7 protein-coding genes are annotated in these 14939 nt (G+C 69.4%); 6 read left to right on the forward strand and 1 reads right to left on the reverse strand.

Going from position 1 to position 14939, the window contains the following annotated elements:
- Positions 1 to 84: 84 nt before the first annotated feature.
- From Cco03nite_RS37295 to Cco03nite_RS37320, 6 genes are all read left to right on the forward strand, one after another.
- On the forward strand, positions 85 to 924 hold the full coding sequence (locus tag Cco03nite_RS37295) for a hypothetical protein (protein WP_203698739.1): 840 nt from the start codon (positions 85 to 87) through the stop codon (positions 922 to 924).
- 381 nt (positions 925 to 1305) lie between these two features.
- Positions 1306 to 4908 (forward strand): alpha/beta fold hydrolase, encoded by a 3603-nt coding sequence (locus tag Cco03nite_RS37300; protein ID WP_203698740.1) that lies wholly within the window; start codon positions 1306 to 1308, stop codon positions 4906 to 4908.
- A 730-nt stretch (positions 4909 to 5638) separates the two neighbouring features.
- Entirely contained in the window at positions 5639 to 7066 is a 1428-nt protein-coding gene (locus Cco03nite_RS37305; RefSeq protein ID WP_203698741.1) for a hypothetical protein, read from the forward strand.
- A 2-nt stretch (positions 7067 to 7068) separates the two neighbouring features.
- A complete protein-coding gene (locus tag Cco03nite_RS37310) occupies positions 7069 to 10956 on the forward strand; it encodes a DEAD/DEAH box helicase (RefSeq protein ID WP_203698742.1) in 3888 nt (1295 codons plus the stop codon).
- A gap of 26 nt (positions 10957 to 10982) precedes the next feature.
- Positions 10983 to 12143 carry a hypothetical protein gene (locus tag Cco03nite_RS37315; protein ID WP_203698743.1) on the forward strand — a complete coding sequence of 387 codons (1161 nt, stop codon included), beginning with the start codon at positions 10983 to 10985 and terminating at the stop codon, positions 12141 to 12143.
- Entirely contained in the window at positions 12136 to 13665 is a 1530-nt protein-coding gene (locus tag Cco03nite_RS37320) for a phospholipase D-like domain-containing protein (RefSeq protein ID WP_203698744.1), read from the forward strand. The genes Cco03nite_RS37315 and Cco03nite_RS37320 overlap by 8 nt, the downstream gene beginning before the upstream one ends.
- A gap of 55 nt (positions 13666 to 13720) precedes the next feature.
- Here Cco03nite_RS37320 and Cco03nite_RS37325 read toward each other — a convergent pair whose 3' ends face one another.
- Positions 13721 to 14272, reverse strand: a complete 552-nt coding sequence (locus Cco03nite_RS37325; protein ID WP_203698745.1) for a hypothetical protein — start codon at positions 14270 to 14272, stop codon at positions 13721 to 13723.
- Between the last annotated feature and the right edge of the window lie 667 nt (positions 14273 to 14939).

A 14939-nucleotide genomic window follows, 5' to 3' on the forward strand; every position in this document is an offset into this window, starting at 1 on the left:
AGCGGCGGCAAGCGGGCAGCCCCGATAGCTCAGCGAGCACGGGCACCGTCGCCACTGTCGCGGACACCGTGCGATATTCGTCTCGTGAGCAGGGAGATGGCCGATCTGGGTGTGGTGACCGCGCCTTCGGGCGTGCTCGCGCTCGCCACGGCAAGTCATCTGAGCCACGTCTGGCCTGTGGCCGGAGAGGCGTTCTCTGAACGCGCGCAGTCGGCTGCCGCCCACGGTGGGGGGCATGTCGGCGAGTGGCTGTTCGAGGCTGTCGCGGTGCCCGTCGATGCCGAGCGGCCGCTGGCTGTACGTGCGGCTGTCTCGCCTTCGCCGTTCGACCAGCGGCCGGCCATCGCTGTCCTCGAAGTCGACCTGGGTGCGGGCAGCCGGACAGCCGCCGATGCGCCGTTGCTGCTCGGTGACCTTCCCGTCGACCGTTGCGGCATGCTGCTGGGCGACGCCACCGCGCTGGATTCGTGGGTGGGGCTGGACGGGACGTCGCGGGACGGGCTGGCTGATGTCGTGTACTGGGGTGGCCACGCGCAAGCTGCCCGGCGGGAGTTCGGTGGCGAGCCGTTCGGGCGTTGGCCCGGCCGGTTCGGCTGGCGTGATCTTCCGGTGGCACAGGCGCGGAAGCTCACCGATGCGCTGCGTGCGTGGACCGGTGACGACCGGGGCAGAGGTGTCATGGTGTCTTTGGACATCCACACCGACCACTACCTCGCGTCCCGTGCCGGCTGGGAACATCCGCTGCGCGTCGGGAACGTCACGGTGAACGGCTGCGGAGTGCTTCTCCTCGAGTGGGACCCGGGAGACCATTCGATGCGTCATCGCGGTGAGCGGGCGTACGGTCACGTCTACCCGGCGACGATCAACAACCACCATGCGCGAGGCGCGGTCCTGCGATGGACCATCCCGCCATACGACGGCTAGGCACGTGATCTGGGCTACGTGGGATCGGACGAAACTTGGCGGGCGTACAACCCGTGTACATCGTGCGTATATGCGGGCTGCGTCCGGCGAGAAGGTTGTCGGCCGGCCGGCGGGTCCCGCCGTTGCGCGACGGCCCGCCGGCGTCGGACGCGCGGAATCGCCGACAAGCTTCCGACCTGCGTCATCCGACGGTGCAGTGGGTTCTTGCCCGCTCGGGGCGCGTCGCCGTGTGCGATGTCGTCGGACCGCGTCGGTGGCCGACCGTCCGATCAGGGTGTCGCGGATGTCGATTGTTTGCTGCATTCCACCTCGCCCGATCGGCCATGGGATCGTTGTTGATCGCTCCGTAGTGTCGGCTCCCATCCGACGATGGGAACATTCATGAATCGATCCCTGTTCAGCCGGCTGGCCGCTGCCGCAGTGGTGGTGTCGCTGTCGCTGGCTCCCGTACCCGCTCAGGCAAAGCCGTGGGAGGAACCGAAGCGTGGTGACACCGCGGCCGACGCGCCCCGGGGACACGCCCGCCCGATGCCGGGCGCGAAGCCGGTGCGGCCCCGCGCCGGGCAGCGAGCCGCTGCCGCGTCGGCGATGGCCCTGCCCGCCTGTGAGACCAGCAAGTACACCGACCCGACCGGCACCGGGGTGCTTCGGGTGGACCAGGGCTGTGACCTCGACCGGTACATGTATGAGAGCGACGGGCCGCTCGACTTCTCGATCGTCGTGGACCGCTACGCCGGACCGGTGACCGCCGAGGGCTACCCGGCCGCCGGGCACACGTACACCGACCGCAAAGCGCTGCTGACCCTGCGCGCCTGGGACGTCGACGACGACTACGCGGTCGGCGGTGAGGTCGACCGGGTGGGCGTCAACGGGCACGCCATCGACGCGCCCAGCTACGGCATCCTGACCGGGGCGCACGACCAGTGGAGCACGGTCTCGTTCCACATCGACGCCTCGAAGTTGAAGTTCCCGGCCGCGCCGGGCGAGGTCGCGGTGAACGACTTCAGCGTGCTGATCGACACCGCCAACCCGGGCACGAACACCTGGGCGGTGTCGATCGACTGGGCCGAGCTGCGCCTGTCCAGCGACGTGCTGCCGGTGGCGCTGATGCACGGAATCATCAGCACCGGCGAGGCCATGCAGGACATGAAGGCGTTCTACGAGGAGAACGTGTGGCAGCTGGCGGGGAAGATCATCACTCCGTCGCTGACCTTCAACGGCAGCACGTACCTCAACGAGCTCATGATGCGCGACCCCATCGCCGCGTTGAAGCGCGACACCGGCGCGGAGCAGATCAATCTGGTCGCCCACTCGATGGGCGGCCTCAACTCGCGCCGGTACGCCTGGCTCCATCCGGGCGACGTCCGCAACATCGTCATGATCGGCACGCCGAACGGTGGCAGCCCCGTCGCCGACCACCTCTGCGAGATCAAGAACAGCTACGACGGCGACCCGAACGAGTACGAGGCCCTCATCCTCATCATCGGCCACAAGTTCGGCGCGTGCGACGGACCCGCCGACGGCCTCTTCCAGCTGCAGACCAGCTACATGCAGAACGTCTTCAACGTCCAGGTGCGCGACCACGCCGCCGGCACCGAGTACGCCACCATCGCCGGCGAAGGCTGGGACCTGACGTCCATCTACGTTCCCGGGCAGAGCGACGGGGTGGTCGCGGTGGACAGCGTCCGCTGGATGGACCGCAACGGCTCGCACGGCGGCGTGCACACCTCGCTCGAACCGATCTTCCCCCAGAACCACGGCGACCTGATCAAGACAGGTAGCGGCGCCCTCGGGCGCAGCCTCTGCCACGCCTACGCCGCCCAGTACGCCTGCTACCGCGTCGAGGAGTCCAGCGGGTTGCGGGCCATGGCCGGCACGGCCGCCGACCCGGTGGAACTCGCCGACATCGGCACCGCCACCATCCCCGCCGGCGGCACCGCGCAGATCCCGCTCGCGCTGGAGGCCGCCGGCACCGCGCAGGTCCTGATCCTCACCGAGCCCGGAGTCACCGGCAGCTACCGGGGCCAGCCGCTGAGCACGGGTCAGCTGTTCGGCGAGCCGGTGCTGGTGGCGCAGACCACCGGGGGCGCCGGCACCGTCACCCTGCACAACTCCACCGGCGCGCCGGTGAAGGCGGCGGCCGTCGGGTCGGTGGCGACGACGCGGCAGCTGGCCGTCGCAGGTCCGGCAGGGCTGCCGACGGCCGGGTCACCGGTCACCGCGACGATGACGCTGACCGAGGCGGTCGCCGGCGAGCAGGTGCGCTACCGGGTCCTCGACGGAGCCGGGGCAGAGGTCGTCGAAGGCGTCGCGACCGGCACGGGCGCCGGCACCTGGTCGGCGACGTTCACCCCGGCCGGTGCCGGCACGTACACCGTGGCGGCGTGGACCTCCGGAACCCGGGCGCGGACCGCCAGCGCGGTGGTGCCGGTCGGAGCCGACGACGGCCGGGGCATCGCCGCCGGAGCCACCTGGCTCGCACCCGACGCCAACACCGACGGCCGGCTCGACGCGCTTGAGGTGTCGGTGCCGGTCACCGCCCCGCAGGGCGGCGAGTTCCACCTGACCGGCGACCTAATCGCGGCAGGTGGGCAGGTCGTCGGCTCGGCCGGCGGCACGGCCCAGCTCGGTGCCGGCACCGGCTCGGTGAAGCTCCGGTTCGGCGGGCAGGCGATCTTCCGCGGCGGCCTGAACGGGCCGTACACGCTGGGCAACCTGGTGCTCAGCGACGCCGAGCAGAACCTGCTGGACCGGGTGACCGTCCAGGCCACCTCGTCCGCCTACACCGCCGGGCAGTTCGACCACCTCGAGGTCGAGATCGACCTGCAGGGTTTCACCGCTGAGCAGGTCGACGCGGACAGCAACCGCTACGCCGAGCAGTTGCGGGTCGGCGGCCGGGTGCGGGTGGACTCCGGCGGCTCGTACGCCGTCAACGCGCGGCTGGTCGGGCCGAACGGGCAGGAACTCGTCGAGCACCAGCAGACCGTCGCCCTGACCGCGGGCCAGAACCAGATCACACTGGACTTCCCCTGGTCGGCCATCGCCGCCGGCGGCGTGAACGGGCCGTACACCGTGATGGACCTGTCGGTGTATCCGATCAACAACGCCGGCAACGGAGCCTTCCTGCCCAGCGCCCACACCACCGAGGCGTTCCACTCCTCCGGTCTGATCAACCGGGTGCCGCTGGTGCACATCGAGCCGGTGTCGGTCGAGGGCAACACCGCCGGCGGATACACCGGCACCCTGCCCGGGGCCACGGCTGAGGACCCGGACGGCGATCCGGTCACGTTGACCAACAACGCGCCCTCGCCGCTGCCGCTGGGTGTCAACAGCGTCGTCTGGACCGGGACCGACAGCTACGGCGGCACCGGCACCACGGTGCAGTCGGTGACGGTGCGGGACACGACCGCACCCGGCATCACCTGCCCGCCGAACGTGACCGTCACCACGGCGACGCCGACACTGGGGAATCCGACCACGTCGGACATCGTCGACGCGACGGTGACGGTGACCAGCGACAAGCCGGCGACGTTCCCGTCCGGGCTGACCACGGTGACCTGGACCGCCCGGGACGACTCCGGAAACGCGGCCACCTGCCGGCAGCAGGTGACGGTGAACCTCGGGGTGCCCGCCGGGCCGTACACGTTCACCGGGTTCTGGAGCGGGGGCAGCAGCACGCCGAGCCTCAACGCGACCTGCGAGGTGCCGCCGCATCCGTACAACATGTGCTTCCTGGGCGTCTCCTGGCAGGTCAAGGACAGCAGCGGAAACGTGATCAGCAACCCGGCGGTGGTGAAGAGCGTCAGCTGGGCGGGCAACGTGTCCGCGATCTCGTTCAGCCCGACCACCGGGCGTATGTCGGTCACCCTCAGCGAGGACGGCGTGCCGACACCCAGCTGGTACAACTTCACGCTCATCTTCGCCGACGACACTCGCAGGACGCTCAGAGTCCAGATGGTCGACGGGGCGCCTGAAGGCAGCTGACCCGGCTGCGATGTGAGGATGCCTCCGGGAGGCGCTGCCCCGGAGGCATCCTTCACGCAAGCGCACAGTGGTGGCGTAACGGCAGCGGCCGAGGTATTACCTCGGCCGCCTCGCCGCTGCGCAACTGGAGGAAGCCCAGAGTGGAAGTCATCCAGGATAGGTTGGTCCAGGCGCGGCACTTCAGCGCCCCGCCGTGGTGCGAACCGGCGGAATGATGTGCGATATGACTGATCATCCGACTGCTTCGATGAGAGTCGCACGATGTAGTGGACCTGTGACTGAACCTGGACAGTGGGAATACTGGTTGTTCAACGCTAACTCGTGTTGGGACGAGGCGACCGGCTCCTTTAAGGTCCCCGGACTACCCGATGGCCTGAAGACCTGGAATGAAGTCCTCAACGAGGTTGGCAAGCTGCGTTGGGAGCTGGTGGCTGTTACCGATCGGCCCACATCGTGGTCGGGGCCCGGACGTTACTGGTCAGATCAGCAGATGGTTTTTTACTTCAAACGACCCCGAACCTGAACCTTGCCCCCAAACAACGGACTTTGGGTTACCGCCCCTGGCGTGGTGAGACCATGACCGCAACGATGTCTCCGTGGGGGCGGCGGTCACGGTGCTGACCGCCGGGAGGTGCGTTGGTGTTCGCATGTCAGCCCACCGGTTGAGAGGGTCGGCTATGGGGCTGCGCCCGGGAGGAAGTTCGGCTATGGTCGGCGGACTGTGACTACATTGGACAACAAGCGCCAGCGCATGCGCCGGATCTTCCGAGGCGAGGAGCCCTACGGCGAAGGCACCGCAGCGGATCAGGCAAACCGCTACCGGCTCGAGGTGATCTATCCGGACGCGGTCGAGTCCGCGCGCCGCAACTCGGCCGACGTCGCCCGGCCCGAAGTCGACCTGCTGATCAGCCTGTCGGGTTTCTCTCCGGAGACGACCTTGCTGGCTTACGAACTGCTCCAGCCCGAGCGCCTGCTCATCATCTCGTCCGAGAACACCCGCGCCAAGGTGGACTTGATCTACGAGAAGCTGCGCGACCGGCTCACCATCTCCAACCTGGAGCTCCGCTACTGCGACCCCGTCGACCCGATCGACATCTACGAGATCGTCAAGGGCGCGGTGCGGCGCCGCCCAGGAGAACCCCCGCGCCGGGCGATCATCGACATCACCGGTGGCAAGAAGGTGATGAGCGCCGGCGCCGCGCTCGCTGCGGCCCAACTGGATCTGGCCATGTGCTACATCGACAGCGACTTCGACCCGGAGATGCGCCAGGCCCTGCCGGGCTCGGAGCGGCTTTGTGTGCTGCCCAACCCCACGGCGCTATTCGGCGACAAGGACATGGCGGCGGCCATGGCCATGTTCCGGGCTGGTCTCTACTCCGGTGCCCGGGCCCGGTTCACCGAGCTGAGCGACTTCATGTCCGAGCCGGCGCGGGCACGGTTCCTGGGCGACCTGTCTGCGCTCTACCAGGCGTGGTGCGACCTCGACGTCAAGAAGTTGCCTGAGCTGGCCGAGCAGCTGCAACGACGGCTCGCCGACCCGCGTTCCGGGGTACGCACCGAGACGGCCGGTCGGATGAGCGAACAGCTGGCCTTCGTCGACCAGCTCGTCACCCGTGACGGGCCGGCGCTGCTGCTGAACTTCTTCCTGCTCGGCGAGCACTACCTCAACCTCGACCGCTACGACTTCGCCGCTCTGCTGTTCTACCGGACGATCGAAAAGGCGTTCGCTGAACGGCTCCGGCTGAGGTTCGGCTTCGACCCCGGCCAGCCCGACTACAGCGCCTTTGGCACGCCCGAGAACGACCTGGCCGAGCGGTACTCACGCGCTGCCGGTGCCGCCTATGGCGGGCCCCGCGCCGCGGTTCTTCCGTTCAAGGTCGCTCTGATCGATGCGATGATCCTGCTCAGCATTCACCAGGACGAACTGCTCAGTGGCGCCCACCTCGACGGCCCCAAAGCGGTCGGCAGCCTGCGGAATCTCGTCGACGCGCGCAATCGCAGTGTGCTCGCCCACGGCGAGGAGTCGGTGACCCTCGCACAGTGCCAGGATCTGCGATCGCGGGCGCAGGCGATCCTGCGTTCCTTCTGGCGGCTGCACCGGCCGGAAGAGGAGGTCGACAAAGTGATCTCGACGCTGCGCTTCGTCGTGGAGGCGTAGCAGTGCAGGAAGGTCTGCTGTCGCCAGCACACTCCTGGCAGGACGCGATCGGCGCGCTGGAGATCCCGAGCCTGGACCTGAGCTACTACCCGAGCAACCGGTCGATGACCCCGGACTTCGTGGCCGAGGTGGAGCACGATCTGGCCGGGGTTCTCTGGATCCACCAGCCCCGGCCGGACGACAACCCGGACGTGTTCCGCCTTGGCGGTGACCGGTTCGAGCTGCGCGTGGTGCAGAAGGTCAGCCGTGGTGGGGCCGTGGTCGCCGTCGTGCTCAACGTCGATCCGGCGGAGTCGGTGCCACGGAAGATCGACCGGCTGGCGCCACGCCGCGTGACGCTCCGCGAGATCAGGGCGGAGAATCCCTGCCACCTGCAGGCATTGCTGGCCGACGCGCGCAGGCACAGCCGCCGGGTCAACGATGACCGCCGACGCGGGCTCGACGGAACTGCGGCGGTGCGGCGGCACGGTAACCTGCACAACGACGTCCGCCGCCAGTACGGCGACCTGCGGGCGCTGATCGATCTGATGCAGCAGCGGCCGCAACCGGCGGAGCAGACGTTCCGGGGCGAGGTCCAGGGCGACGTGCCCGATCGTCGGCGGCGCGGGCCGACCACCTTCACCGTGAAGGTCGACGGCCCGGTGGACGACCTCAGCTTCAAACGCGTACAGATCGTCCGGGAGAACGGTGAGCTGTACATCACGCGGACCGTACGGTGCCGCGCCGATACCGTCACTGTCGTCGAGCCACAGGGCTGGACGACACGCAAGGGCGAACCGGTACGTCTGGAGCTGGTGAAGCCGTTCGGCATGCGGCAGAACGCCCAGGCGCTGCAGGACTTCCTGGCCGGCAAGGTCGAAGGATCGTGGGAGGACCTCGCCCGGCTGCTCTGCCGCCAACGAGGGCTGTCGGTCCCGGGCGTCACGTCGTGGCCGGAGTCGTTCTTCTGCGACCTCGACGACGACGTTCCCGTCCTGGACGACACGCAGCGAGCCGCCGTCGCCGGCGCCGTGGCCAGCCCACACGCCTTTCTCATCCAGGGCCCACCCGGCACCGGCAAGAGCGAGGTGATCTGCGAGACGGTCCGCCAGCTGGTGGCGCGCGGAGAGCGAGTGCTGCTGCTGGCGCCGACCCACGTCGCCGTGGACGAGGTGCTCTCCCGGGTCGGCGACAAGCCCGGCATCCGGCCCCTGCGCATCACCTTCGACGACGACAAGGTCGACCCGAGGCTGCACGGCTACCTGCCGGCCAACATCGGGGTCGAGTTCACCGAACGCATGCTGCGCAGACCGGACCGCGGCCGCGGCAGGCAGTGGGCCGACGAACTGGCGACGGTCAGCGAGCGGCTGGAGGTGATGGACCTGCATCGGGTGGCCCAGCACCGGCTGATGCAGTCGTCCTCGCGCGCGGGGGCGGCACGCAAGCGGGCCGCGCTGCTGGTCGGCGAACTGACCGAGCACACGGCGTACGCCGGCCGGAGCGAGGCCGACGCACGCGCCACCGTCGAGGCCTGGCAGCGCGGACTCGCGTCTGCGCGGCAGGGCGAGGAGGCCGCAGCGAACGAGCACGCGGCCGTACGTGCGACGTTGACGGCCCTGCTGACCGGACTGCGCGCCACGGCGCGGGAGCTGCGGGAGGCGATCACCACCGCTGCCGACGCCGCCACCGCCCGGGACCGGGCCGAGGCAGCCCTGCCGAGATGGGAGCGCGGCCTCGCCGCCAAGCAGCGCACCACGCAGGACGACATCGGCAGGGCGGCCTACTACCTGGAACGGGCCCGGGTTGCCTACTCCGCCGCAGCGGGCAGGGAGCGGACGGTGCGTGCCGATCTCGAGCGTGCCGTCGCCGAGCAGACCGGGCTGGGCAGGCTGGCCGAAGTCCTCGGCTTCGGCACCGTCGCGCAGCACCGTACGGATCTGACCATCCTGCAGGACGAGATGCGCAAGCAGGCGGCCAACACCGCTGCGGCCGACCGGGCGTTGACCGCTGGCCAGGCGCAGTTGACGAGGCTCGCTGCCGAGGAAAGAACCGTTCGGCCGCGGCTGGAGAACGACCGCCGCCTCACTCTGGCGGCCGCCTATGAAGCCGACCACCGCCGAGATGCGGCACTGGGGGCGTTCTATACCGCGTCCGCCGACGTCAACACCGGCACCTTCAGCAGCTGGGAGGAGTACCGGAACCTGACGGAACGGATCGAGACCGCCATCAGCCGGGTGTGGGATTCGGGCTCGCAGCGGGGGTACCCGAAGACGGGCCTCGCCGTACTCGACGATCATCTCGACCGGCTCGGCGGCGCCCGAAGGGCAGCCGACCGCGCGTCACGTCGCGTTGTTGAACACACCGAGGGTTTGACGGCCGCAGTCCGCGCCGAAGAAGAGACCACGCAGTGGAACGCCGCGCAGGCGACCCTGCTCACGCACGAGCTGGCCATCGCCGAGCAGGAGACGCGGGAGTACGAGGAGCAGCAGTCCGAGGCGACGGCCGACCGCGACCGCTACGCCGAGCGACTGCCCGCCAAACCATCCCTGCCCATGCGACAGGCTCTCGAACGCCGCAAACAGGTCCTGCCGCACCTGGCCGACCTGGAGAGCCAGTGGACGGAGCTGATCTCCGACCTGGCCGACGAGCAGCTGGTCGACGACATCCAGAGCTCGCTGATCAGGGCGACCAACCTCGTGTGCGCGACGACCACGGGAATCGTGGGTCGGGGAAGCCAGTGGGTCAAACACACCGATTACGACACCCTGATCGTGGACGAGTCGAGCCGGGTGACCGAGAGCGAGTTCCTCATCGGCGCTGTGAAGGCCCGGCGGTGGGTGCTGGTCGGTGACGAGCACCAGCTTCCGCCGCACGTCGACCAGGCGGACGAGTTCTTCTTGCACGCGCTGACCGCCCTGCACCGCGTCGAGCGGAAGGCCGCGCCGTCCCTGCAGCAGGCCGTCGAGGACCTCGCCGCCTACTGGGACCAGCAGGAGGACTCGCACGAGTTCCGCGTCAACTCCGTGATCGAGGTGGCCGAGGGACTCCTCGCCAACGACCAGTGGGCGCTGACATTCCGCAGCCGGTTCGCGGAGGCGTACGACCGTTTCGTCACCGCACGCAAACCGGACCGGGACCCCGACCTGGCGCTGCTCACAGCCATGCTGCGCTACCTGGTCCAGAGCCTGTTCCAGCGGGCGGTGCGCGACTGCCCCGGCGGTCTGCGCCAACCGCTGCTCTACCAGCGCCGGATGATCGAACCGCTGGCGCGGATCGTGCGCGATCCGGTTTACGGCGGCGCATACCTGACCCCTCCCCCCGAAGAACACGGAGTGCGGCCCCTGATCACCAATGGCACGCTGTCGCGTCCGGCCGTGTTCTTCGACACCAGCCGCTATCGCGACGCCACCGACACCCCGGTGGGGCACGGGTTCGTCAACGAGCGGGAGCAGAAGGCCGTGCAGGCGCTGTGCCGGCTGTACAACGACGAGCTGGCCACGGAGCCCGGCGCCCAGCCGGTGTCGGTCAGCGTGCTCGCCTTCTACCGGGCCCAGGCGCAGGCACTGCGCAAGCAGCTGACGGCGGCGGAGTTTCCGATGCTGCGGTGGGAGGTGATCGACGTCATCGATCGCATCCAAGGCCAGCAGGCCGACCTGGTCATCCTCAGCTTCACCCGCGCCGCGGGCAACCGGGTGGGGCCGCGCTACGGCCAGTGGCTGAAGGACCTGCGGCGACTTAACGTGGCCTGCACCCGCGCCCGGCGCGGTCTCGCCCTGGTCGGGCACGCCGACACGTTGCGCCAGATCGCCGGCTCCGGGCAGGCACGGCGCACCCCGGCGACGGCCTTCTACGACAACCTATTCACCCTCGTCGATGACGACGCGGTATTCCTCCGGCTGCACTCGCTATGATCCTGGATCACACCTTCGGTCCCCCGTTGAAAACCGACCATGACGCGCAGGTCGTCGTACACGAGTCGCTTGTCACGATGCTGCTCTGGCCATCCGTGCCGGTACGTCGACGCGTCGACCACGACCTGACTGTGATCGACCGGTTCGTGGTGGAGGCGGCGCAGCGCCTGGCGCCGATGCGGCCGGAGGACGTCGAGGAGGTCACCGGTGTGCCGCGCGAGGCCGTTGCGCGCATCGCGGACCGGCTGGTCGGCCTGCACGTGCTGGAGCGCACCGCCGCGGGCTACCATGCCGCCGACGTGGCGAGCACGGTCCTGCAGCGCAGGACGGTCCCCCAGTACCGGCCGGCGCAGATGACCTTCCTCTACCTGCCTGACACCGACGAGATGGTGGCCTTCCCACCGGGACCCCAGGCGACGAACGCCCCTCAGCTGCAGCGCACCACGCCGGTCGGTGCCACCCGGCTCGCTGACGAGGTAAGCGCCCTGCGGCAGTCCGAGCTGCTGGGCCGGCGGATAGCCGACGGTGCCGTCACGGGGCTGCCCGCCGACATCGTCGAGGTGGATGACGCACCGGACCGGATGCCGATGATCGTCCCGCAGTACCGCTGCCGCGGCTCGGTCCGGCGCACCGACGGCGGGGAGCCCGAGCTGACCCTGCAGATCCTCGGCGGCCGTGTTCGCGTCACCGCCAGGCTGACCGGGGTGCCGTTGCTGGCCGCCCGGTGGACCGGCGTGGCCGAGCGAGCCGGTGACGCCGGATCGGCGTGGACCGCCACCGGCGGAGCCGTGACCTCGACCCGTCTCGGCGACACCGCGTGGCGCTACGGCCTGGACGATCGCGCGGCAGCGGTCGCCGACGCGGCGGGTGTCATCCTCAGCGAGCCGGGTGGCCTGCTCATTCGCTGTAACGATGACATCGCGTACCTCGACGCGGAGTTCGAGCCCCTGGACGACGGCGCCCGCCTGCTCTTCGCACGCCAGAGCGCGTTCCGGTCGGTCAGCGCACTCGCGCCCGAGAAGGTGACGCGCGCGCTGCTGCGGCAGACGGCCGACCGGGCCGTCACCGCCTTCGACCTGCCCCGAGACATGTTGACCGTCGACTCCGTGCTCGACGAGCTCTGGCAGCGGCGCTTCTACCAGCACGTGTACGCGGCACGCCGCGAGGAGGACTTCGCCGATGTCTGACCTGGACTCGACCTCCGTTCCCGCCCCGTCCCTGCGTCTGGGCGAGCGTATCGTCCCCGGCGGCTGGTTCCTGTACCGCGCCCAGCCGCCGTCGCGCACGCCATACCACGGCTCGGCCGGCTCCGACGAGGGCTACCGGCACTGCCTCACCTACTGCGGCGGCGGCTCCACCATCCGCGACGAGGTCGTACGGCTCATCGACAGCGCCCGCCGCAAGGTCTTCGTCGGCACTCTCTTCCTCGCCGACGCCGCCGTACGCCAGGCGCTGGAGTCCGCCGCGCGGCGACTGCGCGGCGGCGTCTACGTTGTCGCGGCGCTCGACGACAAGGGCCTCGACAAGGCCCTCAACGAGACCGACGAGAGTATGGACCTCGATCTGCAGACCGAGTACCGCAACTTCCAGTCGCTGACCCGGGCCGGCATCTACGTCCGTGGCCTGCCCGGCCTGCACGCGAAGTTCGTGCTGGTGGACGACGAGGCCGCGGTGGTCTCCAGCGCCAACCTCGTGACCCGGTCCTTCGACCGCATCGGCGAGAACGGCGTCGTCGTCACCCAGGCCGACGACGTCCGGCAGCTGGGCCGGCTGTTCCGCCGCATGTGGCACGCCAGCCCTTGGGACATGCCGCCCGCGGAGCAGCACGCGATCCGGGGGCGCCGACCGAGCAGCCCCGCCGCGCTCACCGCCGGCAGCGGCCTGATCTGGACCTGGGACGACCAGCGGCTGATCCTCGACGCGATCACTGATATCGTGGACTCGGCTGAACAGGACCTGATCCTGGCCACGTACAGCATCGGTGGCATGGCCCACGCCATGGGGCGCGTCCGTGCCGAGCCCTCGCTGCTGTTCGAGCCCGTCGGCCGGGCGATCCAGCGCGGTGTGCGGGTCCGGATGCTGCTGCGCGGACGCAACATCTCCGACGCGGCGCGCAACGAGGCCGCGGCGTTCGCGGCGCTGGGCGTCGAGATCCACGCCGACGAGTGGAACCATGCCAAAGCCGCGATCGCCGACGGTCGGCGCGGTGCCCTGTTCTCGGCCAACTTCATGTCCACGATGGGCCTGACCGGCGGCATCGAGGTCGGTGTCCGCCTGGACGGCACCGCCGCGCTGGACGACGCGGTCGGCTTCTTCGAACACTCCATACAGGAGGCCGGGCTGGAGTTCCGGCGCGACCCGGCAGCGGCCGAGGTCGACCAGCGGCTGTACTTCGAGTCGATGCGGCCGTGGCCCCTGGACCGCGAGATCCGGGTCCAGGCGACGGACACGGTCTGGGAGCAGCTTTCCCGCGCCACGAACGGACCCGTGCTGTACGAACGTGACGGCGACGCGGTCACGCTCTTCGGCGGCACCAGCTCCTGGCAGTGCACGCAGCGCGCCGACGGCACGGTTTCCGTCATGCCCGGCCGTGGCCGCACGCCCAGCACCGACACGCTCCTTGCCCGCTGGGTCAGCCCTCGGGGAGGGCAGCGGGAGAAAGAGCAGGTGACACACGGTGTCTGCCCGGCGACCCTGGTCCGTGCCTGACCCGGCTCCCGGGGGAGGCAGTGCTCTACCACCGCCAGTGCAGGCAGACCGGCGATCATCGGGTCAGCCAGTCGAGCGTGTCTGACCTGATCGATGGGCTCATCCAGTTGGTGAACGTCCTGCATGTCGGCGTGCCGAAGACGTTGTGCACGACCGGGCCGAACACCTCCTGAACCGTGGAGCGATCGAACACGTCTTGCTCGACGACGCGGCACCAGGCGGCGGTCACCTGGCCTATGGCTGCGTCGTCCAGATCATCGAGCAGCCTCAGCCAGCTGAACTGTAAGGCGAACAGCGCCGCATCGTCACTCGCCGCCCGTGTCAGCAGCGCGCTGACGACCTCATCCGCGCCGTCAGGGCTCAGCAATGCCTGTGGGAAGACCCTCCCGGCGATCCGTGTCTCGGCCTCCTGAGACCAGTCGATCGCCTGGGACAGTAGTGCGATTCGTACGTTCGGCTTGTCGGCGATCCGGCGCACCGCGGCGCGTACGGCGTCCTGGTGGTCGTTGTTCTGCGCCTTGGCCGCGATCGGACGAAGCCGCACCAGGGCCCGCGGCAGGTGCCGTTCTGCCAGCGCTCCTGAACACAACTGGGCGGCCGGAGCCACCGAGGCGTTCGGGGCCGCCGACGTTGCGATCGCGGCGCCGGCCGGTCGGGTCGAAGCGGCACATCCCGCGCTGCTGTCTCTGCGCCTGCTGCAGGCTCGCATCCATGCGGCTGCCGGGGACGTTGCGGCATCCGTCGACCTCTACGAGCGACTTGCTGCGGACACGCCTGCGGGGATGCTCAGTGCGGATGCCATCGACGCTCGGTGCGAACATGCGCTGCAGCTCGCCATCGTAGGAGAGGTGCGGCACGCGGAGGAGCCGATGAGATCGCTGCTTGAGGAGGTCGAGGTGAGCCGCGTGCAAAGCGCCCCGGGAGTGGCGCTTGACGACGAGAGAATCGGCATGGAACGTATGAGGGTTCATTGCCGAAGGCGGCACCTTTGCTCGGGCGCGACCCGATCCAGCGTTTGGCGAACTCTACCGTCTCCGTTTCCACGCGGACGCCACGGGCTTTGAAGCCCGCTGCCGCAACGGCTTTGCCGAGCGAGTTCCGGTCGGTGGCTTCGAGAGTGAGTTCTGGGTTCTGGCACACTCTGCGAGCAGCTCCGGCTCCAAATGTCGATCATCGGCGGCTTCGATCGAGAACGGGTAGTGGCTTCGGCCGTCTCGGTCGAGCGGCAGGTGCCGCTGCCAACGCCTCCTGACTTGCCGAGACGGGACAGTGAA

This window comes from Catellatospora coxensis (assembly GCF_016862635.1).
Classification (GTDB): domain Bacteria; phylum Actinomycetota; class Actinomycetes; order Mycobacteriales; family Micromonosporaceae; genus Catellatospora; species Catellatospora coxensis.

Bases quoted from the DNA above. Each gene is read 5' to 3' on its own strand.
- Cco03nite_RS37300 (WP_203698740.1), top strand. From the start codon at position 1,306: ATGAATCGATCCCTGTTCAGCCGGCTGGCCGCTGCCGCAGTGGTGGTG.
- Cco03nite_RS37320 (WP_203698744.1), top strand. From the start codon at position 12,136: ATGTCTGACCTGGACTCGACCTCCGTTCCCGCCCCGTCCCTGCGTCTG.